Here is a 25,262-nt window from a genome sequence, read left to right on the forward strand (position 1 = left end):
TGGGCGGCGTCGGCTACGGTTGTGCCAGTAACTCGTCCGGGCACTTCCGAGAAACCACCGAACGCTGAATGGAGACGCGTGAAAGGCCTGCAGACGACGTCGGCGCAGTCCGCCGAGGCGACGAACAAGCTCGCGTCCTCCGGTGACATGAGCAAGGCCCACCCCGATGAGGTGAGCCGGGCCCACCACGCGCTACGGCGCGCGATCATGCACGGTGAACTGCGTGCCGGCGACCCGCTGTCGCAGGTCGAGCTGGCCCGCCAACTCGGCGTGAGCCGGGGCCCCCTGCGTGAAGCGCTCAGGATCTTGCAGCGCGAGGGCTTCGTCCAACAGGAGTCGCAACACCGCGCCCGCGTCGCGGAATTCAGCGACGACGACCTGGACGAGCTGTACGCGATGCGCATCAACCTCGAGGCGCTGGCCATCGGCATCGCCGTGCCGCGCATGACCGAGGACCATCTGCGCCAACTCGATCAGTTGCTGCAGGAGATGGACGACAAGGCCCGCACCGGCGACGTAGAGCAGTGGGAGTGCCCGCACGAGCAGTTCCACCGTGCTCTGGTCCACCCGTCAGGGCCGCGCATGGAACGGGAACTCGCCCTCCTGTCGGACCACGCCACGCGCTACCGCATGGCGTTCGTCTCGTGGAACCCGCTCGAGTGGCAGGCGGACACGAGCACGCAGCACCACACCATCGCCGAGGCGGTGAAGTCGGGCGACGCGAACGCCGCCTCCCGCGCACTGGCGACCCACCTCGCCCGCACCGCTCTCGTCGTCCTCTCCATCGCCTCACCCACGTACGAACCCGTCCGCATCCGCAGGGCCCTCGCCGCCGCCTGCGGCCAGTAGCCCTATCGCTCAGATGCTCACCGTCGCCTGCGGCCAGTAGCCGCAGCGCTCAGGCGCGAGCCTCCGCCGCGGCGACGATCCAGTTCCTGAACTCGACGGCGTAGTGCCGCATGTGGTGGTCCAGGACGTCCTCGGGGCAGGTCGTGGGGAAGTAGACCGTCAGGCTCGCGGTGAACCCGTCGGTGGTGTCGCCGAACTGGATCAGCGCCCGGCCGACGACGGTGCCGTCCTCCAGGAACAGGTTCGAGGACTTCTTGTTCGGGAACTCCGCCTCCGGCAGGAGCTCGGCCGCGTCGTCGGCCCAGGCCATCGCGGCCGTGCCCCAGCCTCCCATGTAGAACGAGCACAGGTGAGGGCCGATGTTCTCCACCACGCGCGCCCCGATCCCATCGGCGCCCATCACGTAGTGCTCGGGGTGCGCGGCAAGCAGCGGGCGCTCGTCGCCGCCCTCGAAGGCCGCGTCCATCCAGGCCAGGAACTCGCCCGAGGTCAGGCCGCGCGCCGTGAGCACCGTCGTCCCCGCGTTGAACTTGCCGTCGGAGGTGCGCGCACACTCCCGCAGGAAGGCGTTGCCCTTCTCGATGTCCTCGGCCAGGAGATCGAGAAGGCCCTCGCGGCCCAGTCGCGCCCGGAAGCGGTCCAGGGCGCGGCGCGCATAGAACAGCTCCATGTCGTCGATGCTCCCGGCGCCGGTCGGCCCCGAATCGAGCGTCACGGTCACGGCCGGGAGCGTCTGGTTGTCGGTCACGGGCAGGCCCTCCAGTCGGATGCGAATGTAGATACACATTCACTTTATGGCGGCGAGACTACGCGCCGGGGTCCACCCCTTGTCAACAGCCGGCACCGTGACCTCCGCCGATACGATGCGGAACATGACCGACCAGCACGACCGCCCGGCGCCGTACCGGCAGCCCCAACAGGCGCGCAGCGCCGCGACGCTGGCCCGCGTGCTGCGCGCGGCGGAGGAGATCGCCGCCTCGTCCGGCCTGGAGGAGATGACGATCACCGGCGTCGCCGCCCGCGCCGGCGTTGCGGTCGGCACGATCTACCGCCGCTTCGAGGACAAAGAGCAGCTGATCAACGCGCTCACCGAGCGGATGCTGGAACGGCGCGAGGAATACGTGACCGAGCAGCTGGCCAAGGCCGAGCCGTCGCTCCAGGGCGTCATGGACGCCTACGCGCACGCCCTGCTGCACTCCTTCGCCGACCACAGCAACCTCTTCCCCGAACTGCTGCGCACACGGGGGACCAAGCCGCCGGATCGCGGGGCCCGCACCATCACCGAGGTCCACCGCCTCCTGCTCGAAGCGGCGGCCCCCTACGCCGGCGAGATCCGCCGCTCCGACCCGCAGAAGGCGCTGGACACCGTGGCCCGCGCCATCCTCGGCGCCTGCTTCCACAACTCCGTACGCCCCGACCCGGCCACCGGCGAGCAGGCACAGCGCCAGTACGCGGACGAACTCAGCGACATGGCGATCGCCTACCTCAGCACACCCGACCGCCGGACCTGAGCCCCGGGCTCACAGCCAGCGACGCCACTTGAAGACACCCCAGAGGCCGAACCCGAAGCCGAGCATCAGCGCCACGGCGAACGGATAGCCCCACGTCCAGTGCAGCTCCGGCATGTGGTCGAAGTTCATGCCGTAGATGGAGGCGACGAGCGTCGGGGTGAACAGGATCGCCGCCCACGACGAGATCTTCTTGACCTGCTCGCCCTGCTCGATGGTCTCCTCCGCCAGGCGGCGGCTCTCCTCGCCCTGGGCGAGGCTGGCGCTCGACATGCGCCGCATGGCCTCGTTCTGATCCATCGTCACCAGTGTGGAGTGCACAGTCAGGGCGTTCTCCAGCAGGGCCCTCGCCCCATCGACGCGTTCCGTCACCCGGATCGTGTGGTCGAGAACATTGCGCAGCCGGTTCTGCACCTCGTCGCCGGTGCCGTACCGGTCCGCTCCGCGAAGCAGGCCGCGCACCATGTTGGGGAGCGCCCCGATGGCGCGCTGCAGGGCGATCACCTGCGCGAGCAGCCGGTAGATCCGCTCGGACAGGGCGGGATCCGCGTTGCCCTTCCCGAACAGGGTGTCCTCGATCTCGTCGATGTCATTCATGAGCCCGGCGACGACGGGCGCGTAGCCGTCGACGATCACGTCGAGGAACGCCGTGAGCATCGCCTCGGGCCCCAGGCCGAGGAACTCCGGCTCCGCCTCGAGGGCGTCGCGGGCCGCCGACAGGTCCGGGACGGTGCTGTGCCGGACGGTGATGACGAACTGCGGCCCGACGAACAGGTGCACCTCGCCGAAGTCGACACACTCGTGCCGGTCGTCGTAGGAGGCGGGGCGCAGCACGACGAACATCGTGTCGCCGTAGCGCTCCAGCTTCGGGCGCTGATGTCCCTTGTGCGCGTCCTCGACGGCCAGGGGGTGCAGTCCGAACCGGGCCGCGGCGGCCTCGAGTTCGTCCGGGCCGGGGTCCATCAGGCCGATCCAGGCCACACCGCCCGAGCGCTCCAGGTCGTCGGCGGCGTCCTGTAGATCGGACGGGCACTGGGCGCGGCGCCCCTCGACGTAGATGCGGCCGTCGATCGCCGTCATGGGCTGTCCGTCCCCTCGTCGTCGCTGGGCTACGGCGTCGGGACCAGCACGCTCTGCACGGCGGGTCCGACGAGCGTGATCAGCTTCTCACGCTCGGCGCCGGTCAGCGTGGGGACACCGACGACGCGGCGCCCGACCACGAGCCCGACGAGCATCGACGACACGACCCCCGCACGGAGTGTCGCATCGTCGATGTCGCGCGAGGTGATGGCGTCGACGAGCAGCCGCTCCTCGAGGAACTCGCGCAGCTGGTCGTTGGCCTGGTCGTTGGCGATGGCGCCCCGGAGCATCGCCATGAGCGGCTCCGAGCTCGCGGCGTCCACCTCCCACACATCGAGGAAGGCCCGTACGACGCGTTCACCGAGTCCCTCGTCCGGGCCCTCGAACGCGTCACTGAAGCGCGTCAACGCCTCCGCGGGGACGGACATCACGGCGGCGAACAGCTCGTTCTTCGACCGGAAGAACTGCATCACCAGCGACGCGTCCACCCCGGCGTCGGCCGCGACCCGCCGGATCGTGGTCGCGGTGAAGCCGTCCGCCGCGAAGCGGGCGCGGGCCGCCGCGAGGATCGCCTGCCGGGTCGTATTCGTCCCCGGCCGGCGCCCACGACGGGCGGCGGGGGTGGTCTCGGCGGCGGGAGTCGTGTGCGCGGTCATGCCCCAAAACTACCTCCCCCGACATGAACTCAACACGTGTTGAGATTTTGCCGTCGCCGACCTACGCTCGAAATGTCGGCAGAGCCCGTCCGCCGACCGAAAGACGCGAGGAGCTCACGATGAGTGACGTCCAGAAGGTGTACATGCCGTCCCAGCCGCTGGAGCCGGGCCCCCGCTACGGGATCCTGAGCGACTTCGAGCCCGGGACGCGCACGCTGGAGGCGGGCTTCCGGATCGCGCCGCCGTTCAAGCCGCTGCCCGTCGACATCGTGCTCGACAAGGACGTACCGGTCACCCTGCGCGACGGCGTCACGATCCACGTCGACGTCTTCCGTCCCGCCGACTCCGAGCAGGTCCCGGTGATCGTGGCGTGGAGCCCGTACGGCAAGGGCCAGGGCTCGTCCGCCAGCGTGATGGGCATCTTCGGCATGGTCGGCCTCGACAACGGCATCGTGTCCGGACTCGAGAAGTTCGAAGGCCCCGACCCCGCCTACTGGTGCGCGCGGGGCTACGCGATCTGCAACCCGGACATCCGGGGCGTCGCCAACTCCGAGGGCGACAGCGCCATTTGGGACCGCCAGGAGGGCCGGGACTGCTACGACCTGATCGAGTGGCTGGGCGTCCAGGACTGGTGCACCGGCAAGGTCGCGATGAGCGGAACCTCCTACCTCGCGGTCTCCCAGTGGTTCACCGCGGCCGAGCAGCCGCCACACCTGGCGGCCATCAACCCGTGGGAGGGCGTCAGCGACGTCTACCGCGACCTGGTCATGCGCGGCGGCATGCCCGACACCGGCTTCGCCCGCCAGCTCCAGGACAACAGCTTCTACGGCAAGGCCCAGAAGGAGGACATCCTCACCGAGGCCGAGCACCACCCGCTGATGGACGGCCTGTGGGAGAACAAGATCCCGCGGTTCGAGAACATCAACGTGCCCGCGTACGTCGTCGCCAGCTACTCCAACACCCTGCACACCGCCGGTACGTTCCGCGCCTGGCGCCGGATGGCCTCCACGGACAAGTGGCTGCGCATCCACAACAGCCAGGAATGGCCCGACTACTACGACGAGACCAACGTCGAGGACCTGCGCCGCTTCTTCGACCACACCCTCAAGGGCGAGGACAACGGCTGGGAGCAGACACCCCGCGTGCGCTACTCCCTCCTCGACCTCCACGGCGGCGACCAGGTCAACGTCCCCGCGGACCAGTTCCCGCCGGCCGACGTCACCTCGACGAAGTACTACCTCGACGCACGCACCCGGACCCTGGCAACCACGGCGCCCGCCGTCGAGGGCACGGTCGGCTACGACGTCGCGGCCAACCCGGACCTGGTGTCGTTCGTGGCGCGCTTCGACGAGGAGACCACGCTGGTCGGCTACCCCAAAGCGCACCTGTGGGTCGAGGCCGACGGCTCCGACGACATGGACCTGTTCGTCCTCGTCCAAAAGCTCGACGCCCACGGCACACCGCTCCAGGCGTTCACCGCCCTCAACCAGGGCGCGCTGGCCATGGACGTCACCGAACGGGGCGCCTCGATCCTGCGCTACAAGGGCTCCGACGGACGCCTCCGTGTCTCGATGCGCCACCTGGACAAGGCCCTGGCCACCGACGACATCCCGGCGCACACCTTCGACCGGGTCGAGAAGCTCTCCCCCGGCGAGGTCGTCGACGTCGAGATCGACCTGCTGCCGGTCGGACTCACCTTCCACCCGGGCGAACAACTCCGCTTCATCGTCAGCGGCAGGTCGCTGCTGGGCACGATGATGCCCGGCATCCGCGAGTACACCCCGACCAACAGCGGCCGCCACATCATCCACACCGGCGGCGACCGGGCCTCGTACCTGCAACTCCCGGTCAAGCAGGCGTGACACCGACCCGCCGACTCACTCCCCCGCCGCCCGGTCGCAGGACCTGACGAACGCGCGCACCGCCCCGGCGATTTCGTCGGGGCGGCTGAGTGTCACCACATCCACGTCGGCCGCCATGTCACGCAGGGGCCGGTAGACGAGGTCCCGGAGCCCGATGCGTTCCGCGGCGGCCGGGACGACGGCCACACCCACGCCGGCCGAGGCGAGCACGAGCGCGCCGAGGGTGCCGGTCACCAGGTGGACACGGGCCCGCTGCTCCGCCCCGAAACGGTCGAGCACGCTCTCGTCGTCTTGGTCGGCCGCGTACACGATGAGGGTCTCGCCCTCCAGGTCCCCGGGGGCGACCGAGGCCTCGGCGGCCAGCGCGTGGTCGTGGCGCACGGCGATCGAGAGAGTCGTCCGGGCTCCGCGCCGCACCGCGAGGTCGCTCACCTCCCCCAGCCCGTTGTCGGGGCTGTATCCGATGTCGAGCGTGCCGTCGCGCAGGCCCTGCACCTGTGCGGCGGGCGGGAGTTCGGTCAGGTGGAGCTCTACACGCGGGTGAGCCGCGTGGAAGCGGCGCAGGTCGGTGGAGAGGGTGCCTTCCAGCACGGCGATCCCGGAGAACCCGATCCGTACGGCCCCGGTCTCGCCCCTGACCGACTGCCGGGCGACGTCCAGGGCACGGCCGGCCTGCGCCAGGGTCCGTCGCGCCTCGACGAGCAGCAGCTGCCCCGCCTCCGTCAGCTCGACCCGGCGGCTGGTGCGGACGAAGACGGGGCCACCCACCTCGCGCTCCAGCGCCTTCACCTGGGTGCTCAGCGTCGACTGCGTGACATGCAGCCGGGCGGCGGCGCGGCCGAAGTGGCACTCCTCGGCGACGGCCACGAAGTACCGCAGATGGCGAAGTTCCACGCGAGATCCCCGATCACTCGCCCACATTTCCAATCGCTGTCAACGAACAATAGATCAGATCTATCAATTGGAACTATCAATGGAAGGGTCGGAGACTGGAGCCATGCCTTCCACACCGTCACTTCCGACACTTCAGGACCGCCAGGACATCGCCGACCTCATGACCGGCTGGATCCATCGCGACAAGGGCCAATGGGACCGGCTCCGGGAGCTGTTCCACCCGGGCGCTCGGATCGAGATCACCTGGTTCGAGGGCCCGGCTGCTGAGTTCGTCGACGCGTCCTCGCGGATGGCCGCCACCGATCTGCGGACCAAGCACCTCATCACCTCCCCCTCCGTGACCTTCTCCGCCGACGGCACGCGCGCGGTCGCCGAGACCAACGCGGTCATCGTCGCCGAGAACGGCCGCCTTGGCCTGGGCTGCAACGGCCACAACCGCTTCATGGACCGCATCGAGCGCCGGGACGGCGTCTGGCGCATCGTCGACCGCAAGAGCGTGTACGACTTCGCCACGTTCACGTTCCCCGCCGGGATCGTGGAGATCGACCCCGAGGTGGTGGCCAGGTACCCGCGCGAGTACGGGGCGCTGGCCTACGTGCTCGACCAGAGCGGGTTCCCCGTCCAGCGCGTCTTCGCGACGCAGGGCAGCGAACTGGAACGTGACATCACGGATGCCGCGTTCGCCTGGCTCGGCGAGGAAGCCCGGGGCTGACGGCATGAACAGGACTGACGCAATGAAGCTGATCACCATCGAGGAGCACACCCTCGACACCGCGGTGGCGCAGGCCTCCGCCGGACGCGCGGCGCAGGTGAGCCCGCACTTCGGGGCGGCGTACTCGCCGGCCAGTGGGCTGCCCTACTGCCCCACGGCCGAGGAGCTCGAAGACCTCGACCAGGGGCGTATCGCCGACATGGACGCGCACGGCATCGACATGCAGGTGCTGTCCAACCTCACCACGCAGTTCCTGCCCGCCGACGTGGCTCCTGATTTCGTACAGGGAGTCAACGACCGTCTCGCGGCCGCCTGTTCACGCCACCCCGACCGTTTCGCCGCCTTCGCGTCGCTGCCCACGTCCGCCCCGGAGCAGGCCCCGGCCGAGCTCAAGCGTGCCGTCGAGGAACTCGGCCACGTCGGCACGCTCATCCACGGACGCACCGACGACGAGTTCCTGTCCGCCGAGCGCTTCGACCCGATCCTGCGGGCGGCCGCCGAACTGCACGTCCCGATCTACCTCCACCCCGCCCCGCCCACCCGTGACACCAGCGCGGGCAACTACGAAGCGGGCCTCGACCCCGTGGTCGCCACACGGTTCGCCACCGCGGCCTGGGGATGGCACAACGAATCGGGCATCCACTTCCTCCACCTCGTCCTCAGCGGCGCCCTGGACCGCTACCCGGACCTGCAATTCGTCCTCGGGCACTGGGGCGAGATGATCCCCTGGTTCCTGGACCGCCTCGACGAGGCACTTCCCCAGCGCGCCACGGGCCTCGACCGGACCATCGGCGACTACGTACGCCAGAACGTCTGGTACACCCCCAGCGGCATGTTCACCGCACCGCACCTGCGCTTCTGCGCCGATGTCCTCGGCACCGACCGCATGATCTACTCCGTCGACTACCCCTTCGTCGGACACGCGGGCGCCCGCAGCTTCCTCGAGGACTGCGACCTGCCCACGGACGCCAAGCGGGACATCGCCCACCGCAACGCCGAACGACTGCTCGGCCTCTGAGGCCGTGTCCCGAACGGGCCCGGGACCGAACGGGGAGCTCGGCCCTCTCCCTAACAGACTGACGATGCAGGTGAGTTAAGGGTCCAGTAAACTACCCGCATGTTTTCCAAGCCGGTGTCCCGGGCGCAGCAACTCGCCAACGAGATCGAGCGGTCCATCGTCGAGCGGAACCTGCTGCCCGGTGACCGCATCGCGACCCAGGACGAGCTGCGGGAGCGGACCGGCTACGGGCGTTCGACGATCGGCGAGACGGCCCGGCTGCTCTCCGAGCGGGGGACCGTCGAGGTGCGACCGGGCCGGGGCGGCGGGCTGTTCGTCGCGTCCATCAGTCCGGTGGTCCGGCTGCGTCGCACCCTGCTGACCGTGACCGAGGGTGCGAGCACCGCCAGTGACGCCATCGCCGTGCGGGAGGCGCTCGAGGAACTCATCGCTGTCGACGCCGCGCGCCACCGCACGGCGACCGACATCGCGGAGCTTCAGGCCTGCATGTCCGAGATGGCGGCGCATCGCGACGACTGGACGGCGTTCATGGCCGCGAACTGGTCCCTCCACGAGCGCATCGCGGCCATCACACCCAATGAACTCGCCCGCGGCGTGTACGTCGGCACCATCCGCTGCGTCGCCGAGCTGGAGGTCCATGCAGGAACCGAGCAGGAGAACGACGCGGCGGAATACCTCGCCTCACGCGTCGCAGTGCACGCGGAGCTCGTCGACGCGATCGCGTCCGGGGACCTCCCCCGCACGCGCGACGCCGTCGAGGCGCACCGCGGGAGCTCCGTCGATGCCGCGTCGAGCGGCTCGTCGGCGTCAGGACCTGCGTCGGCCGACGGATAGGTCCACACACCACAGGCAGCCGCTGCCGCCGCCGCTGTCATGAGGAATCGGCGCGGGGTCGGCTCGGGCATGGACCGGATGACATCCGAGATGTCATCGCACATCGAACTCCCCCTGCCCAGTTGGGCGTTGGTGACGGCGTTGGTGACTCTCTTAGGCGTTGATGGCTCTCTAGCCGACCAGCGACGCCGCCCGGGCGACCCGCTTGAGACCGTCGATCCACGACTCGACCTGCTCCGTGGAGGCGGAAGCGGGCAGCCCGGTCATGCGGAGAGCCATCGGCGGCAGGTCGGCCGGCGTGGGGATGAGGACGACGATCGACACAAGGTCGTAGCGGCGTCCCGGCACGAGGTCGGGGCAGAAGATATCGGCGAGCTCGGCGGTCACCTGTTGGACGGCGCGTTCATGGCGCGGCAGCCGGTCGGACTGCTCGAACGCGGACAATGCCACCCGATGGCGTTCCAGCAGCTCCGGCTCGGCGGCGAGGAGGGAGTAGCCGCGCTCTCGGACCTTGTCGAGCAGGGCGCTGTGGACGTCGCGGGTCTCGTGACTGTCGTCCGGGGAGCGCCGCAACCACCCGTCGACCTCCTCCGGAGCCGCGTCCACCATGAACACGGCGCCCATCGGGGGAATGATGGGCTGCCGGTGCCCGAGCGGCGGCGAGTCACCCACGCGCCCCTGATTGGTGGCGAGCACCTGCACCGCATCGTCGCGGACTCTGGCAAGGACGCTGCAGTTGACCTCGAACTCGGTGCTGAGTTCCTCGACCTGAGCCCTGATGGTCTCTGCGAGGTGCGCCGCCTGGATCAGTTCGGGGTCGGGCGCGGCGACGAAGGATCCGGGTGAGAAGCGCCCGTAGCCGCCCTGGAAGAAGAGCAGTGGCAGCGTGGACCGTTCGACGGCGAGGCCATGGACGCGGCCGAGGACGATGAAGTGGTCCCCCGCCTCACGCACCTCCTCGTATGTGCACTCGATCCAGGACACCGCTCCCTCGATGATGGGTGCCCCCAGCGGACCGGGCCGCCAGCCCACACCGTCGAACTTGCCCTCGCTGCTGGTCGCGATCTGTCGGCACAGCGGCTCCTGGTCGGATGCCAGGACGTTGACGCAGAACGCCGGGGCGGCACGCAGTCGCGCGAAGCTGCGGGAACTGCTCGCGGGGAAGAAGGCGATCAGCGGAGGGTCGAGGGAGACCGACGAGAAGGTGCCGACGACCATGCCGTCCGGTGTCCCGTCGTCCGTCATGGTCGTGACGACGGCCACCCCCGTCGGATAGTGCCCCAGGGTCTCGCGGAACAAGGTGGCGTCTATGGGCCCGGACATGGCTGCTCCATCTGGTCTTGGACGGCGCGGAACTCCCGCCGCACGAACTGCTCGAAGGTCGTGGGCGGCCGGCCGAGCAGCCACGTGAGCACGTTGGGGTTCCCGACGAAATCGTGGCTGCTGTAGCGGGCGCCGATCGCGCGCAACACCTCGGCCTGGTACGGCACTTCGTCGAGGTTGTCGACCCCGAGGGACGCCTTGAGGAAAACATCGGAGTCGATCTCCTCGGCGGTGACCTCACGGCCCGTCACCTCGGAGATGACGCGCGCGAGGTCGTACGCCGTGTAGCGCCCGGGTGCGACGAGCTCGTAGGTGGCACCCTCATGTCCCCGCGGATCGGTCAGAACGGCCGCCGCCACCGCCGCCACGTCGTCGACGTCGACCATCGACTGGCGGCGGTCGAGCGCCCACGACAGGCGGAAGACACCTTCCTCGAAGGCGGGGACCAGCCGATGGCGCAGCATGTAGTTGGCCGGCTGGAGGATGGTGAACTCCAGGCCCGACGACACCAGGTACTCCTCGAGATCGCGCTTGATCTCGTGCTGGATCAGGTCCGTGATGATCGCATGCAGCACCGAGCTGAACACGAAGTGCGTCACGCCCGCTCCCTTCGCGGCCTCGATGGCCACGAACCCGGTCGCCCGCTCGTCGGGGTGAAGGGCGGGCCCAACGTAGTAGACCGCCTCCACACCGCGCATGGCACGAGCCAACACCGCCGGATCGGCGAGGTCCCCGACCAGGACGTCGGCCACCCCGGCGGCGCGGAGCGCCCGCCCGGACTCCTCGGAGCGGACGCAGGCGCGCACCTCGGCTCCTGCTGCCACCAGCCTCGGGATCAGACGCTTTCCTTGATTGCCGTTCGCGGCGGTCACGAGAATCACGGGTGCACCCACTTCTGGCGTCTGCCTCTTCTACTTCTTCGCGGTGATCGCCTTGAGGAACGCGAGGTCGCCCTTCTTCGCGAACTGGTGCAGCCCTTGGGAGTTCATGTCCGGCTGGTGCTCGCGCTGCGGCTCGGGCACCGAGGGGTTGCCGGTCCACGACAGCAGTCGGCAGACGCGCCGCTTGATGCGCCAGCCGTCGGCGGTGCGGACGAGCTCGTCGTCGTAGTAGCCGGTCCCCGTCCAGGTCGGCCCGCCCTCGGCCGCCTCGCGCACCAGGATCCAGTTGCCGTAGCTGAAGGCGTTCGCCCTGTCCCCGTCGACGTTGACCAGCTGGCCCATCATCGTGTGGACGTGACTGTCCAGGCTGTCGTGGAACCCGGCGAAGGACGTCTTGAACTCCTCGAGACCGACCCAGGCGGCTCCGGCCGGGCCGAAGACGGCCTCCACGTCCTCGGTGAAGACACGGTCGAACAGGTCCCACTGACGCGTGTCGAGCGCGAAGGCGTACATGTTCAGGGCCTCGATGATGGCGGCCTTGTCGTCGTTGCTCATGCGTGTGCTCCTCTTCCTGCTCGGGTGGCCCGGACGGGCGGGTAGCGGTTCCGCAGGTCTACCGGAGCCCGGCGATCGATCCTGCAAAGCCGACAGCAACGACGCCTTGCCGTGCGGAAGATGCCGTAAACACCCGGGTCTTTTGTACGTCTGGATCTTCGAAGGTGGCGACCGCCACCGTCAAGAGGTGCGACCTTAAATACCCGGGTGTTTTCCCGACCGTCCGCACCGATCCGCACACGCCGCCCGTTCCAGGCCGAGTTGCCCCGCTTCAACCTGGACAGTTAGTATCCAGGTATGCGAATGAGTCGAGGCGTCGAGTGGGCGGTGCACACCTTGCTGAACCTCTCCTGGCTGGGCGAGGACACCCCCGTCTCGGTGGCTACCCTCGCCGCCGGGCACGACCTGCCGCGCGCCTACCTCAACAAGCAGCTGCAACAGCTGGTCAGGGCCGGGCTCCTGGAGTCACTGCCGGGCGCGCGTGGTGGTTTCGTCCTGGCGCGCCCGGCAGAGTCGATCACCTTGCTGGAGGTGTTCGACGCCATTGAGGGCGACTCCACGCTCTTCCGCTGTGCGGAGATCCGCCAGTGCGGCACCGTCGGGGCCCGAACCCCCGGCGACTTCGCCACGGACTGTGCGGTGAAGACCTCGATGGGGCGTGCCGAACGAGCCTGGCGTGACGCGCTCGCCGAGCAGACCCTCGCCGACGTGCAGGCGGAGGCCGACGCTCACGCCCCGAACATGGGGCCAATGGTCCGCGGAGCCTTCGGGCTCAACTGAATGCAGACACTTCCACTCCGGGCGCGCCAGACGTCGCGCCCGCTCTTTTCAGAAGGTGAATCTGGATGAAAAATATCCTGGTTATTGGCGGCGGTTTCGCAGGTGTGTGGAGCGCCGTGGGCGCGGTACGTACCGCCCGGGAGCAGGGTGTCGACCCTGCGGAGCTGAAGGTGACCCTGGTCGGCAACACCGACGACCTGGTGATCCGCCCGCGCCTGTACGAGGCCGATCCGCAGGCCATGCGTGTGTCCCTGGACCGCGTGCTGGGCCCGGTGGGGATCGAGCGGATCGCCGCCACTGTCACCGGCATCGACACTGAGGCCCGCCGTGTCACAGCCGTCGGCCGTGACACGCAGCCGCTCGACCTGACCTACGACCGTCTCGTGCTTGCCGCCGGCAGCCAGGTCGTCCGCCCGGCACTGCCCGGCGCGCAGTGGCTCTTCGACATCGACACGATGACCTCCGCGGCCAAGCTCGACCATCACCTGCGGCGCTTGCCCGACGCGCCCTCGTTCGAGGGTCGGTTCACAGCCGTGGTGGTGGGCGCGGGCTTCACCGGTCTGGAGATCGCCACCGAACTCGCGGGCCGCCTGCGGGAACTCGCCCCTGCCGACGATCGTGACGAGGTGAAGGTGATTCTCGTGGAGCGAGCGGCGGAGATCGGACCCGAGCTCGGTCCGGGGCCGCGCCCGCACATCACGCAGTCCCTGCGCGACCTGGGTGTCGAGTACCGGCTGGAGGCCACCGTGGACTCTGTCGGAGAACGCTCGGTGACCCTGTCCAGCGGCGAGGTGCTGCCGACCGCCACCACGATCTGGACCGCGGGCATGACCGCAAGCCCTCTCGCCGCCCTTGTCTCCGGCGAACGCGACCGTCTCGGCCGACTGATCGTCGACTCCCACCTGCGGGTCAAGGGAGCTCCCGAGGTCTTCGCGGCCGGTGACACCGCGGCAGCCGAGGCCGAAGTGGGACATGCCGTGACGCAGAGCTGTCAGCATGCGGTGCCACTGGGGAAGTTCGCGGGACGCAATGTCGCGGCCGACCTCCTGGGCATGGATCTGGTGCCCTTCGCGCCCGATCCCTATGTCACCTGCCTCGATCTCGGCCCCGCGGGCGCCGTCGTCACCTCCGGGTGGGACCGTCAGGTCCAGGCGACAGGCCAGGAAGCGAAGCGGCTGAAGGAGCAGATCAACAGCGAGTGGATCTACCCCCCGGTCGACGACGCCCACCTCATCCTCGAGGCGGCGGACCACCGCCAGACCTGGCCCACCTCGGAGACGACCGCGTAGCCCACGCTCAAGCGGACCTCACGGTGAGCAACGACTAGAACAGGCTCATCGCGAGGTCCGGGGTGAACGCGCCGACAACACTGCCAGGAAGCACGACCGAACGGGCGCAGTGGAAGGGCCAGTTGGTCACTGATGTGAGGACAGACCATGTCGCCCCGACGCGTGGCGCGGAGGCCACCAGAGCCGGCGTGCACCTCTCAGCGCTCGAGGCAGGAGAGGCAGCCGCAGTCCTCACCCAGCATCGCGCCGCCCGCTCTCGGCGCTGCGAAGCTTTGGTACGTCACCGTCTTGAGAAACTTGCCCGCCCACAGCCCATCGGGTAGCGGGTCGCCCCCAGCGTCGGAAGCATGTGGTTAGGGTCTGGACGTGCTCCGAGGCGAAGAGATGGGCGGCTTGATGTGTTTGTGCGGTGCCGGCGAACCAAACGGCCGCGCCTTCAGCGGCTCAACAGCCGCGCACTGGCTACCTGTTGAGAAATCATCCGTAACTGATTTTCTCAGCACGATGGTTGGGCGGGTGGGCCCGTGCTGCCGCCATTCGCCCTACGTCGCCGGATCCACCTCCACCACCTCGCCGATACCCCACCGTGCCGCCGCCCCGCTCGCCACGTCCGCGCCACGGACCAGCGCGGGCCGTGCGCCTGCGGCAGCGAGCCGCATCCAGGTGTCGAAGACCCGTCCGCCGGGGCCGTATTCACCTCGGGGGTCTGCCCCGGGAGCGTTGTCCGGGAGCCGTACCGCGAGCGTGCGCGGCGCCGGGAGAGACGGCTTCGCACGAGCCTCGGCCACCGCGTCGGCGAAGGCACGGCCGGTCGGCGTGGGGTTGCCGTCGGCGCCGTACAGGCCCAGTTCGTGCTCCAGGTCGTTGAAGTCGGTGAAGCGGCGGTCGACCGCGTGCGAGGACCACCACGTGACGCCCCACAGGCCCGGACAGTCCAATGCGTTGCGCACCGTGGCGTGCACGAACGACTCCACGTCGGCGTCGGCGATCAGCGGTCGTGGCGCGCCGACCTCCTGGAGCCACACCGGGCGGGCAGGGTCGTCGAGGTGGGCTGTGGCGAGCTGGATCAGGTACTCGGCGTGCCGTTCGACCTGCACGCTGCCGGAGCCGTAGCGCTGCACGGTGCCGTTGAACACCCAGGAGTGTACGGCGGCCAAGTCGCCCTCGCCGCCGACGTGTTCGGGGGTGAAGGGGTGGTCGGGCAGGTAGAACGCGGCGTCGTACGTGGAGTGCAGGTGTGTCGCGCCGGGGGCTCCGCGTCGGCAGGCCGCCAGCAGTCGGGGCAGCCAGGCGCCGACCTCGTCCGTGGTGGTGGGGTACTCGCCGACCAGGAGGTTCATCTCGTTGCCGAGTGTGATGCCGAGGAATCCCGGGACCGCGCGCAGGCGTGCCGCGACCGCCGTGAGCAGTTCCTCCTCGGCGGCCACCACGTCGGGGTCGGCGTAGATGCTGCGGCGGTGGCGGGTGGAGAGCCAGGCGGGCATGAACTCCATGCCGGACATGTGGCCTTGGAGTACATCGACGTTGGTGTCGAGGCCCGCGGCGTGGGCCCGTGCCACGAGGTCGGCGAGGTCGTCCAGTACGTGTTCGTCGACGTACGAGCGGTTGGGCTGGATGTGCGGCCACAGGCAGAAGAGCCTGACGTGGTCGAGGCCGAGGGCCGCGATCTGCTCGAAGTCGGCCGACGCCGCGTCCTTGTCGAGGTGGTACCAGCCGTAGAACCAGTCCTTGGACGGCGTGTAGTTGGCGCCGAAGCGGGGGGTCGGCGGGGCGGGGCGCGTCATCGGGTGAGCACCGCCTCCACGCCGGGGTGGGCCGCGTCGCCGCGGAAGTCCCGGTTCTCCAGGTCCTTGCAGTTCTCTGCGTACAGCGCGTGCCGGGCGTCGTCGGGGCGGGCGCGCCAGACGACCTCGCAGTCACGGAGCCGTACGTCGTGGGCGTTCTCCAGGTGGAAGCCGTCCGTGGGCATGGCGGGGAAGTTCTCGGCGCGGCGCGGGCGGAGATCCGCGTGGCCGCCCTGCCACCGGCTCCACCGGTCGATCTCGACCCGTACGTCGTCGAAGACCAGGCCCTCGACGCGGCCCGGGGCCTGGGCGACGACGACGACACCGTTCTCGGAGCGGCAAAGGATGTTGCGGAAGCGGACGTTGCGGATGGTGCCGCAGTTCTCCGTCCACGGCACCGCCATGACCGCGATCGGTTCGCCGCGGCCCCACCAGCCTTCGTGGAAGAAGCGGGTCTCCACGGTGATGTCGCTGAAGAGGATGTTCTCGATGTCGCCGCCCTCGGCCTGGCGCACGGCGAGTCCGCGTGCGCTGCCGCGGATGACGCAGGAGGAGAAGACGACGTTGCGGATGGCGCTCTGGCCTTCAACTCCCGCGATGAGTGCGCTGGATGTGGTGGTGATGGTGCATCCGGTGACGGTGACGTCCTCGCACACCGGCGCATTCTCGCGGTCGGTCCCGGTGTGTTCCAGGCACGCCTTGAGGCAGATGGCGTCGTCGCCCGCGACGATGTCGCAGTCGCTGATGCGCACGCGGCGGCAGCAGTCGAGGTCGATGGCGTCGCTGTTGGGCGTCTTGAGGTCGTTGTGGATGCGGATGCCGTGGATCACGACGTCGTCGCAGAGCGACAGGCGCAGGGTCCACACGGCGCCGTCGACGATGGACACGTCGCGGAAGGTGACGTTGGTGCAGTCGCGGAAGTAGACGGTGAAGGGGCGCTGTTGGTCCATCGTGTAGATGTAGCCGTTGTCCGACAGCACGAAGTGGCGGCCGGCGCCGTCGATGGTTCCGGCCCCGGTGACGGCGATGTTCTCGGCGCCCTCGGCGTTCAGCAGGACGCCCGTGGGCTCCTTGCCCCACTGGGTGCTGCCGTCGTTGAGGACGACGCCGCCGAACCGCACGGTGTAGTCGGCGAAGTCGGGGCTGCCCGCGAGGGTGGCGCCGTGTTCGAGGTGCAGCTCGACGTGCGAGCGCAGGGTCACGGTGCCGGTGCGGAAGGTGTGTCCGCCGGGCAGCAGCACTCGGCCGCCGCCGTGGTCGGCGCAGGCGTCGATGGCGGCCTGGACGGCGGCGGTGTCGTCGGTGGTGCCGTCGCCGACAGCGCCGTATTCCTTGACGTCGTACATGGGGGTTCCCTTCGGGAGGTGCGGAGGGGGTGCGGCGGAGGGGTGCGGCTCAGGCCGTGGTGAGTTCCAGGACGCGGACGCCGAACGGTGGCAGGTCCACGTCGCTGATGGGCGCGCCCTGTTCGTCGCGCAGGGCGAGGCCCTCGGCGAGTTCCGGCTTCGCGGTCACTTCACGGTCGTACTGGCTGGTGAACCAGATGAAGCGGCGGCCGTCCTCGTGCCGCAGTTCGCCGACGAGGATCTGCGGGTCGGTGACGGTGACGTCCTGGCGGATGCCGGCGTCGCGGGCGAGGGCGGCGTACAGCAGGTGTGTGGCCTCCGGGTTGACGAAGGAGGAGGCCGCGGCCATGTGCTCGATCGGGTACGTGCACAGGATGATCGAGCCGGTTCCGACGCGGCGGCGCAGCAGGGCCGGCCTGCCGTGCTCGTCCGTGGCGAGGACCTCGGCGCCGTCGGCCTCGACCGGCAGGAACGAGCGGGAGTTGACGGTGCCCGCCGCCCGGAAGTCGAGACGGGTCCCGGTCGGCAGTCCGCCCAGGTCCTGGGTGAGGGTGAGCGTGACGGTTTCGTCCTCGATGGGGTGGACGAGGCCGTAGCGCAGGGTGTGGCGGACGCCGAAGAGACGGTCGACGCCCGCGTACCAGGGGCCGCGCTGGTTGTCATGGGTGCCGGCGCAGAAGGAGACGTAGCAGGTCGCTCCGCCCTCGGCCAGCTCTTCGAGGCGGTTCCAGGTGGGTGCGGTGAGCTGCTTGACGGACGGCGCGAGGTAGAGCGCGCAGTCGTCGGGCAGTCCGTCCTTCTCCCGGGCGAGGCCGACGGGCAGGTCCGCCTCGCGGGCGGCCACGTACCCCTGTCGTACGGTCTCGAAGACCAGCTGCGCGTCGTCCGGCACGGTGAAGGGGTACTGCTCCTCCAGGTACGAGGAGACGACGATGGCGGCCTCGGTGTCGGGGCGCCGGCAGTGGGCGAGGTCGATGCGGTCCAACACCTTGCCGAAGTCGCGCAGTTCACGCAGCGGAGCCTTCGGGCGGCCGGTGTTGTCGGTGACACCGAAGTGCAGCTCGAAGGGGTGGTGCCGGTAGGGGTCCTGGTCGGCGAGGTTGTCGTAGTCGGTGTTGTTCCAGCCGATCCACCCGGTGGCCCCCGCGAGCAGGGTGTTGTGCAGGACCTGCCGGTAGTAGTGCCCGGCGTTCTCCTCGGAGACGTAGTCCGTGGTGACGCCGAACTCCTCCAGGATCACCGGCTTTCCGGTGAAGTCCAGGAGTTCGCAGATGTACGCGGCGTTGAGGTGCTGGCGGACCTGGTCGGTCTCCATGCGGTAGACGTGCGGGCCCATGAAGTCGACCATCGGGGCGATCTCCCGGATGCGGAATCCGTTGTCGCGGCCGGTGACCTCCACGCCCCACGCGCCGTCGCCGAGGGAGACGGGCTGGGTGGTGCCGCCGGCCCGTAGAGAGTCGACGATGATCTGCGCCCAGGAGGAGACATGGGTGTGGTCGGTGGTGTTGTTGCCGCGGCCGACCGGGTCCCCGTAGATGGGCATCTCGTTGGAGACGAGCCAGCCCGCGACGGCCGGGTGGGCGGCGAAGCGGCGGGCCAACTCGCGCGCCATCCATGCCTGTCGGGCCACCATCCACACGTCGCCGTACAGGTCACGTCCTTGTCGCCAGGCGGGGTCCCAGTTCTCGCCCGACATGTGCCCCACCACGAAGGTCGGGATGGTTCGCATGTCCGCCTGTACGTGCCGGTCGAGGAAGTCCTCGAACCGGTCGAGCATGGTCTCGTCCAGCGCGTCGGGGGTGGGCATCAGGTCGGGCCAGTAGAAGAAGCTCCGGGTCAGGTTGAGACCGTGCTCGGCCAGCACCGCGAGTTCCTGCTCGATGACCGCGGGGTCGTAGGAGCGCCACATCAGCGGCCCTCCCGTCCTGGACCAGAAGTTGACGCCCAGCCAGGGAGCCTGCTCACCCGTGGGGTCGATCGGCATGAGGTTGCGCCGCATGACGTGATCATTCCTTTCCGGCCGCGCGGGCCGATGGGTACGCGGCCGTCTCCGGTCTCGCGCAACCACAGGTATACCGTTCCACTAGAACCCGAACAAGGGGACGTCATAGCCGAGTTGGAACGCCGATGTGGCTTCAGAAACGCATCGTTAACCGGGTATTGACGCCCCGAACCAGCCTCTTTAGGCTGCGCGAAACCGTTCCACCAGATGGAGCGACGCGGCTATCGGAAGGATTCCGGAGTGCGGCGCAGAACCCTCCTCAAAGGCTCGCTTTCGGCCACGGTCGCGCCCGTTCTCGCGGGCTGCGGCGAGCTGAGCCCGGGTGACGACAACCCCAGGACACTCGTGGTGCACAACATGCTCACCGCCGGCTCCGCGAACGCGGAGGTCTACGACCACCTCCAGAGAGCCTTCGAGCGGAACAATCCCGGCGTCAGGATCAAGAACCTGGTCTCGGGCGGCACCGACCTCATCAACGTCTACGAGACCGCACGGCTGGCGGACAAGGAAGCCGACGTCGTGATGGTCAACCTCGCCGAGAAGACACTCTCCTGGACCGGCCTCGGGGCGACCGTGCCGGTCAACCGCTACCTCGACGCATGGGGTCTGCGCGATCGGTTCCTGCCGCAGGCGCTCAAGGAGTGGACCGACGCGCGCGGCCGGGTCGCCGGCTTCCCGTGGAACGGCTTCACCTGGCCCGTCGCGTACAACACGGAACTGCTCAAGCGGTACGGGGTCAGTCAAGTACCCACGACTACCGACGAGTTGACGGCAGCGGCTCGCAAGGTGCGGGCCGGTGGCGGCAAGGGCCTCGTCAGCATCGGCGGCAATGACTGGTCGGGCCAGAAGCTGTTGATGCAGATCATGCAGGCGTACCTGCCGCCCGAGCGCGCGGCCCACCTGTTCGCCCACGCCGGGTACGCGGCGGACCCCCTCGCCCTGCGGGGCCTGGAACTGTTCACGCGGCTGCGCGACGCCGGTGTCTTCTTCCAGGGCGCCCAGGGACTCAACGCCGACTCCATGAACACCGATTACTACACCGGCCGGGCCCCGGCCATCTCCGCGATCTCCTCGACCCTCATCAACGTCCCGGAGAAGATCGCCGCGGTCACCGAACTGGGCGGCTGGCCTACACCGCCCGGCGGTGTCTACGACAAGCCCACCGCCTTCCGCGGCTACACGGCCACCGGAATCTGGCTCAGCCCGAGGGGGCTCAAGAAGCTCGATCTCGTGAAGCGCTTCGTCACCTTCCTCTACCGGCCCGCCAACAGCCGCGCCTTCGTGCGGGACGCCGGCCAGGTGATGGCGGTGCGCGGCGCCACGGAGAGCCCGCGCTTCCCGCTGGTGTCCGAGTCCGTCCGGCTGCCCGAGTCCCGGATCGCGTACGCGGTGATGCCCGACCTGTACGTGCCTCCCGCGGTCTCCCAGCTATTGATCCGTGCCAGCAGCCTGGCCTACGTCCCCGGCCGCGGCGCCCACTCCATCGCGACGGCCCTCGACGCGGCCTACCGCGGCTGATCCCGACTCCCGACCGGTTCCCGTACGGCCGGCGCGACCCACGCGGAAAGGGCTCCCTTCAATGGCGCACAGCAGCCTCACGACTTCCGCCCCGGCGGCCCCGCCGCCCCCGCCCCGTCCCGATCCCACCTGGCGGCGACGAACCGCCACCGAGACCCGCCGCTCCGCCGTCACCCTGCTCGCGGTGCCCGCGCTGGTCTGGTACCTCCTCTTCCTGGCAGGACCGCTGATCGCGATGTTCGTCATCAGCGGTCTGCGCTGGCCCGGCATGCTCGCCCACCGTTCCTGGGCGGGCTGGGCCAACTACACGACGGTGCTGCACGATCCGCTGTTCTGGACGGCGGCCCGCAACAGCGCGGTGCAGCTCGCCGTCGTGCTCCCCGTGCTGATCGTCGCGTCCTTCATGGTGGGCTACTACCTCACCCTCCGACCACGCGGCCACCGCCTCCTGCGGGTCGTGCTGTTCACCCCGGCCCTGATCTCGGCGTCCGCCAAGGCGATGCTCGCCTACGGTGTCCTCGCCCCCAACGGCCTGCTCAACGGTGTGCTCGACAGCACGGGCCTGCACGCGCTCACCCGTTCCTGGCTCGCCGACGAACACACGGCGCTCGGCTGCATCATGGCCATGGACCTGTGGAGCGGCATCGGTTTCACCGCCGTGCTCTTCGCCGCGCGGCTCGGCAGCATCCCGCGGGAGATCTACGAGGCCGCCGAACTCGACGGCGCGGGGCACTGGCGCCGCATGTGGCGCATCGCCTACCCGGTCGCCAAGGACTACGTCGGCGTCACCACGATGCTCCAGTTCCTGTGGATCTTCTTCTCCTCCGCCCAGAACGTGCTGCTGCTGACCCAGGGCGGTCCCGGAAACGCCACGACGAACCTGTCCTTCCTGGTCTACAACAAGGCGTTCGTCCAGTCCGACCTCGGTTACAGCCAGGCAGCCGGCGTGCTTCTGTTCGCCATCGGGCTGCTCGGCATGCTCGTCATCCGCCGCGTGCTGCGGCAGACCTACTGACCGCCCGGAGCAGCTATGCCGACCACCGCGAACATCCAGACGACCGGCGCCGACGCGAGCGCTCCGGCAGCCGCCCCCTCCCTCGCCAAGCGCCCGAGCGGCCGGCGCTCCCACGGTCTCGGCCGCTGGCTGGCCGGGCTGAGCCACACCATGGTCTGGCTCTACGCCCTGGTGCTCGTGCTGCCGCTGTACTACCTGCTGATCTCCTCGTTCAAGACCACCACCTCGATCTTCGACTCACCGCTCGCGCCGCCGGCGCACCCCGAGTGGCACTACTTCGGTGACGCGCTGCGCTACGCGCGGCTCGATCTCGCCCTGGTGAACTCCGTTCTGGTCACCGTGGTCGCGCTCGTGCTGACCCTGCTGCTCGCCGTGCCGGCGTCCTTCGCGCTCGCCCGCGGTCAGGGTCGCGCCGCCCGGGTGCTCGAACGTGTCTTCTCGCTCGGGTTCCTCGTCCCCACCTTCGCCGCGCTGGTGCCGACGTTCCTCATGGCCGCCTTCACCGGCCTCTTCCACACCCGTACGTTCGTGATGCTCCTGCTGCCCGCCGGAGCCATGCCGCTGTCGGTGGTGGTGCTCACCCAGTTCATGCGCACCATCCCGGCGGAACTGGAGGAGAGCGCCCGCGTCGACGGCGCCGGAACCCTGACGGTGCTGCGCAGGATCTTCATTCCGCTCTGCATGCCGGGCATCGCGACGATCCTGCTGCTGAACTTCCTCAACTTCTGGAACGAGTACCTGTACTCGCTCGTCATCATCGGCCCCGACACCAGCCAGCGGACCATCCAGGTCGCCCTGCCGACCCTGCAGAGCAACCAGGCCACCGAATACGGGGTGTTGATGGCGGGCACGGCCCTCACTCTCGTCCCGGTCTATATCGTGTACGTACTGCTCCAGCGCCGGATGGAGGAGGCACTGATCAGCGGTGCGATCAAGATGTGACGGTGCCGGACGGCGGACAGCAGGGAATGACAGACCGGAGGCCACCAGCATGACGCCCGAACGGGACAGCGCCGCACCCGCGCAGTCGCGCGCCCGCCCGGCACAACCCACGATTCTCGACGTCGCAGCGCTCGCCGGTGTGTCGAAATCCGCGGTCTCCAAGGTGTTCAACAACCGCCCCGGCATCTCGGAGCCGACCCGGGAGCGGATCGTCGAGGCGGCACGCAAACTCGGCTGGTCACCGAGCGCGTCCGCGACCGCACTGCGCGGCGAACGCACCCGCACCGTGGGCCTCGTCATCTCCCGCGCCCCCGACCTCCTGTCGACCGACCCCTACTTCTCCGAACTGATCGCGGGCATGGAGCAGGAACTCGGCCCGCTCGGCTACGGACTCCAACTGCACATCATCGGCACCGATGCCGACCACGAACAGCAGCTCTACGAACGGCTCGCCCGGGAACGCCGGGTGGACGCGTTCGTCCTCACCGAAAGCCGCATCGGCGACACCCGTCCCGGCCTGCTGCACCGGCTGCACATGCCGGGCCTGCTGGTCGGCAGGTCGTGGGACGACCGGAGCACGGCGACAGGCCCGGTCGAAAGCCTGCACGTCGAGGGCCAGATGGATGCCATCACCACGGCCGTGGAGCACCTCGTCGCCCTGGGCCACCGCTCGATCGCCTCCGTGGCGGGACCGGAGGACCGGGTCCACAACGTGCTGCGCCGCCGAGCCCTGGAGGAGGCCCTCGCCCGGCACGGCCTGCGCCCGCACACGGTGCTCGCCGGGGAGTTCGGCAACGCGGAGGCGGCCCGGGCGACCAGCCACCTCTTCCAGACCCCCCAGCCACCGACCGCCGTCCTGTACGCCAACGACGCCATGGCCCTGACCGGCATCAGCACACTCGCCCGGCTGGGCCTGCGCGTCCCCGAGGACGTTTCGGTCATCGGGTACGACGACCTGCCCATCAGCGTCTGGATGCACCCGAGGCTCACCACGATCAGCCAGGACGTACAACTCATCGGCAGGGCCGCCGCGCTGCGGTTGCTGACCATGCTGGGCGAACAGGTGACACCCCCCGACGACGTACCGCCCCCGCACCTCGTCGTCAGGGAGTCGACGGGTCCGCTGCCGGGTGGGGCATGAGTCCGCGCCCGGTGTCGCCGGGACTGGGACGAGGCTCTACGCCTTGTCGAGGGCCCGCTCGCCGGAGGGCCTTCTCTCCACTGTCGCCGCGACCCGGTCGGACAGGAAGGAGAGAACGGCCGGCATGACGGCGAGGCCGTTGTGGCCTGCGCCGCTGACGACGTCCAGCCGAGTGGCGATGCCGTGACGGTCCCAGTTCTCGCGTAGTTCGCTGATGCGGTCCATGCGGCTGCCCGGCTGTTCGGCGCCTTCCCAGACCTCGATGTGGGTGTCCTGTTCCCCGATGACGAGCTGTACGGGTACGTCCGCCATGGCGGTGGTGTCCGGGGCGGTACCGAAGCGTTCCGCGCAGTCAGCGGTGCCCCGCCACCACGGAGTTCTTGGGTCGAGGAGGGTGGTGCGGCCGGGCGCGCCGATGGAGAGGGAGGCGAGGCGGTCGGGGTGGAGGTAGAAGAAGCGGTGGGCGAACTGGCCGCCGCCGGAGAATCCGTGGAGGTGGAAGCGGTCGGTGCGGATGTGCCACCGCTCGGCCGCCTCCTTGATCATGTCGAGGAGGAGCAGGTCGGCCCGGAAGCCCGGCTCGGTGAGGAACTTGTAGTTGTCCAGGTCGTTGGGGCCGGCCAGTCCGGCGGGGAACAGTGGGGCGAGTACGACGCAGTCGTGTTCCTCGGCGAAGTCGGCGAAGGCGTCGCGGAGTTGACCGGCCTCGCGGTGGGTTCCGTGGACTGCCACGACCAAGGGGCGTGGTTCGCCGCGGTTGGTGTGCCCACGGGGAACGTACAGGCAGTAGGAGACACGTGGGTCGCCTGCAAGCGCGAACAGTGGTGTCGGGCCGGTGAGGAAGAGTTGTGCGGGGTGGTCTGGCGGCAAGTGCCATGGGGACAAGGGGCGTTCGGCGGGCATGGGTGCGGCTCCTGGCTGCGGGAAGGGTGCGGAAGAGTGGGCGCGCGAGTCAGGGGGCCGGTGGCAGTTCCATGTCCATCAGTGGGGCGTACTGCTGGCCGGCGTAGCAGTCGGTGTCGTGCAGGTCGCCTTGGACAGTGGGGCGGGGCAGGGAGACCTTGACGGCGAGTGCGCGGGGGTGGTTGACGACGAGGATCCGGTCGGGGTCCGTGTCGTAGAGGGACGCGAAGAGGCTCGCGTTGAGGAAGCCGGTGGCCACCAACGCGTCGTACGCGGCCTGGTCGTGACACATGAAGTCGAAGGTGAGGGTGAAGGGTCCGGCGTTCTTGGAGCGGACGAGCGAGCAGTGGTCGAGCAGGGTGGCCACGGG

24 protein-coding genes are annotated in these 25,262 nt (G+C 69.3%); 12 read left to right on the forward strand and 12 right to left on the reverse strand.

Going from position 1 to position 25,262, the window contains the following annotated elements; translation table 11 throughout:
* Positions 1-78: 78 nt before the first annotated feature.
* Positions 79-849, forward strand: a complete 771-nt coding sequence (locus OHA73_RS05500) for a GntR family transcriptional regulator (RefSeq protein ID WP_327654367.1) — start codon at positions 79-81, stop codon at positions 847-849.
* Between the two features lie 49 nt (positions 850-898).
* Here the strand turns inward: OHA73_RS05500 and OHA73_RS05505 are convergent, their stop codons facing one another.
* On the reverse strand, positions 899-1,597 hold the full coding sequence (locus tag OHA73_RS05505) for a hypothetical protein (protein WP_327654368.1): 699 nt from the start codon (positions 1,595-1,597) through the stop codon (positions 899-901).
* 124 nt (positions 1,598-1,721) lie between these two features.
* Here OHA73_RS05505 and OHA73_RS05510 point away from each other — a divergent pair, with 124 nt between their 5' ends.
* A complete protein-coding gene (locus OHA73_RS05510) occupies positions 1,722-2,360 on the forward strand; it encodes a TetR/AcrR family transcriptional regulator (RefSeq protein ID WP_267071886.1) in 639 nt (212 codons plus the stop codon).
* Between the two features lie 9 nt (positions 2,361-2,369).
* Here OHA73_RS05510 and OHA73_RS05515 read toward each other — a convergent pair whose 3' ends face one another.
* Positions 2,370-3,437 carry a magnesium and cobalt transport protein CorA gene (locus OHA73_RS05515; RefSeq protein ID WP_327654369.1) on the reverse strand — a complete coding sequence of 356 codons (1,068 nt, stop codon included), beginning with the start codon at positions 3,435-3,437 and terminating at the stop codon, positions 2,370-2,372.
* Positions 3,438-3,466: 29 nt separating this feature from the next.
* Positions 3,467-4,093: a TetR/AcrR family transcriptional regulator gene (locus OHA73_RS05520; RefSeq protein WP_267071884.1), complete on the reverse strand. Its 627-nt coding sequence runs from the start codon at positions 4,091-4,093 to the stop codon at positions 3,467-3,469.
* Positions 4,094-4,212: 119 nt separating this feature from the next.
* Here OHA73_RS05520 and OHA73_RS05525 point away from each other — a divergent pair, with 119 nt between their 5' ends.
* The gene (locus OHA73_RS05525; RefSeq protein WP_327654370.1) at positions 4,213-5,955 is read left to right on the forward strand and encodes a CocE/NonD family hydrolase; all 1,743 of its coding nucleotides are present in this window, start codon (positions 4,213-4,215) and stop codon (positions 5,953-5,955) included.
* Positions 5,956-5,970: 15 nt separating this feature from the next.
* On the opposite strand, the gene OHA73_RS05530 is transcribed toward OHA73_RS05525, so the two are convergent.
* Positions 5,971-6,849, reverse strand: coding sequence for a LysR substrate-binding domain-containing protein (locus OHA73_RS05530; protein WP_267071882.1), 879 nt, complete (start codon positions 6,847-6,849; stop codon positions 5,971-5,973).
* Between the two features lie 103 nt (positions 6,850-6,952).
* Here OHA73_RS05530 and OHA73_RS05535 point away from each other — a divergent pair, with 103 nt between their 5' ends.
* From OHA73_RS05535 to OHA73_RS05545, 3 genes are all read left to right on the forward strand, one after another.
* Positions 6,953-7,561, forward strand: coding sequence for a nuclear transport factor 2 family protein (locus OHA73_RS05535; RefSeq protein WP_267071881.1), 609 nt, complete (start codon positions 6,953-6,955; stop codon positions 7,559-7,561).
* A gap of 22 nt (positions 7,562-7,583) precedes the next feature.
* Complete coding sequence (locus tag OHA73_RS05540) at positions 7,584-8,579, forward strand: amidohydrolase family protein (RefSeq protein ID WP_267071880.1); 996 nt, start codon at positions 7,584-7,586, stop codon at positions 8,577-8,579.
* 99 nt (positions 8,580-8,678) lie between these two features.
* Positions 8,679-9,413 carry a FadR/GntR family transcriptional regulator gene (locus tag OHA73_RS05545; protein ID WP_267071879.1) on the forward strand — a complete coding sequence of 245 codons (735 nt, stop codon included), beginning with the start codon at positions 8,679-8,681 and terminating at the stop codon, positions 9,411-9,413.
* A 171-nt stretch (positions 9,414-9,584) separates the two neighbouring features.
* Here OHA73_RS05545 and OHA73_RS05550 read toward each other — a convergent pair whose 3' ends face one another.
* The 3 genes from OHA73_RS05550 to OHA73_RS05560 are packed head-to-tail and all read right to left on the reverse strand — an operon-like array spanning position 9,585 to position 12,172.
* Positions 9,585-10,736, reverse strand: a complete 1,152-nt coding sequence (locus OHA73_RS05550; RefSeq protein ID WP_327654371.1) for a flavin reductase family protein — start codon at positions 10,734-10,736, stop codon at positions 9,585-9,587.
* Entirely contained in the window at positions 10,721-11,617 is an 897-nt protein-coding gene (locus tag OHA73_RS05555) for an SDR family oxidoreductase (protein ID WP_267071877.1), read from the reverse strand. The genes OHA73_RS05550 and OHA73_RS05555 overlap by 16 nt, the downstream gene beginning before the upstream one ends.
* A gap of 30 nt (positions 11,618-11,647) precedes the next feature.
* Positions 11,648-12,172, reverse strand: coding sequence for a nuclear transport factor 2 family protein (locus tag OHA73_RS05560; protein WP_267071876.1), 525 nt, complete (start codon positions 12,170-12,172; stop codon positions 11,648-11,650).
* 297 nt (positions 12,173-12,469) lie between these two features.
* Between OHA73_RS05560 and OHA73_RS05565 the strand changes: the two genes are divergently transcribed.
* Positions 12,470-12,952 (forward strand): RrF2 family transcriptional regulator, encoded by a 483-nt coding sequence (locus tag OHA73_RS05565; protein WP_267071875.1) that lies wholly within the window; start codon positions 12,470-12,472, stop codon positions 12,950-12,952.
* A gap of 65 nt (positions 12,953-13,017) precedes the next feature.
* Positions 13,018-14,241 carry an NAD(P)/FAD-dependent oxidoreductase gene (locus tag OHA73_RS05570; RefSeq protein ID WP_267071874.1) on the forward strand — a complete coding sequence of 408 codons (1,224 nt, stop codon included), beginning with the start codon at positions 13,018-13,020 and terminating at the stop codon, positions 14,239-14,241.
* A 542-nt stretch (positions 14,242-14,783) separates the two neighbouring features.
* On the opposite strand, the gene OHA73_RS05575 is transcribed toward OHA73_RS05570, so the two are convergent.
* Genes OHA73_RS05575 through OHA73_RS05585 form a run of 3 tightly spaced genes read right to left on the reverse strand, consistent with a single transcriptional unit; the run spans position 14,784 to position 19,370 of the window.
* Positions 14,784-16,025 (reverse strand): glycoside hydrolase 5 family protein, encoded by a 1,242-nt coding sequence (locus OHA73_RS05575; RefSeq protein WP_267071873.1) that lies wholly within the window; start codon positions 16,023-16,025, stop codon positions 14,784-14,786.
* A complete protein-coding gene (locus OHA73_RS05580; protein WP_267071872.1) occupies positions 16,022-17,371 on the reverse strand; it encodes a glycoside hydrolase family 28 protein in 1,350 nt (449 codons plus the stop codon). Before OHA73_RS05580 ends, OHA73_RS05575 begins: the two co-directional genes overlap by 4 nt.
* A gap of 49 nt (positions 17,372-17,420) precedes the next feature.
* Positions 17,421-19,370, reverse strand: a complete 1,950-nt coding sequence (locus tag OHA73_RS05585) for a cellulase family glycosylhydrolase (RefSeq protein WP_267071871.1) — start codon at positions 19,368-19,370, stop codon at positions 17,421-17,423.
* Positions 19,371-19,613: 243 nt separating this feature from the next.
* On the opposite strand from OHA73_RS05585, the gene OHA73_RS05590 reads away from it, so the two are divergent.
* The 4 genes from OHA73_RS05590 to OHA73_RS05605 all read left to right on the forward strand — a co-directional run bounded on the left by OHA73_RS05590 (position 19,614) and on the right by OHA73_RS05605 (position 23,989).
* A complete protein-coding gene (locus OHA73_RS05590; RefSeq protein WP_267071870.1) occupies positions 19,614-20,891 on the forward strand; it encodes an ABC transporter substrate-binding protein in 1,278 nt (425 codons plus the stop codon).
* A gap of 61 nt (positions 20,892-20,952) precedes the next feature.
* On the forward strand, positions 20,953-21,906 hold the full coding sequence (locus OHA73_RS05595) for a carbohydrate ABC transporter permease (RefSeq protein WP_267071869.1): 954 nt from the start codon (positions 20,953-20,955) through the stop codon (positions 21,904-21,906).
* Between the two features lie 150 nt (positions 21,907-22,056).
* On the forward strand, positions 22,057-22,848 hold the full coding sequence (locus OHA73_RS05600) for a carbohydrate ABC transporter permease (RefSeq protein WP_323187340.1): 792 nt from the start codon (positions 22,057-22,059) through the stop codon (positions 22,846-22,848).
* A 49-nt stretch (positions 22,849-22,897) separates the two neighbouring features.
* Positions 22,898-23,989: a LacI family DNA-binding transcriptional regulator gene (locus tag OHA73_RS05605; RefSeq protein ID WP_267071867.1), complete on the forward strand. Its 1,092-nt coding sequence runs from the start codon at positions 22,898-22,900 to the stop codon at positions 23,987-23,989.
* 36 nt (positions 23,990-24,025) lie between these two features.
* Here OHA73_RS05605 and OHA73_RS05610 read toward each other — a convergent pair whose 3' ends face one another.
* Together OHA73_RS05610 and OHA73_RS05615 are read right to left on the reverse strand one after the other, a co-directional pair.
* Positions 24,026-24,721: an alpha/beta hydrolase gene (locus OHA73_RS05610; protein WP_267071866.1), complete on the reverse strand. Its 696-nt coding sequence runs from the start codon at positions 24,719-24,721 to the stop codon at positions 24,026-24,028.
* Between the two features lie 220 nt (positions 24,722-24,941).
* Positions 24,942-25,259 (reverse strand): DUF4387 domain-containing protein, encoded by a 318-nt coding sequence (locus OHA73_RS05615; RefSeq protein WP_267071865.1) that lies wholly within the window; start codon positions 25,257-25,259, stop codon positions 24,942-24,944.
* Between the last annotated feature and the right edge of the window lie 3 nt (positions 25,260-25,262).

It is taken from the genome of Streptomyces sp. NBC_00483, from assembly GCF_036013745.1.
Classification (GTDB): Bacteria; Actinomycetota; Actinomycetes; order Streptomycetales; family Streptomycetaceae; genus Streptomyces.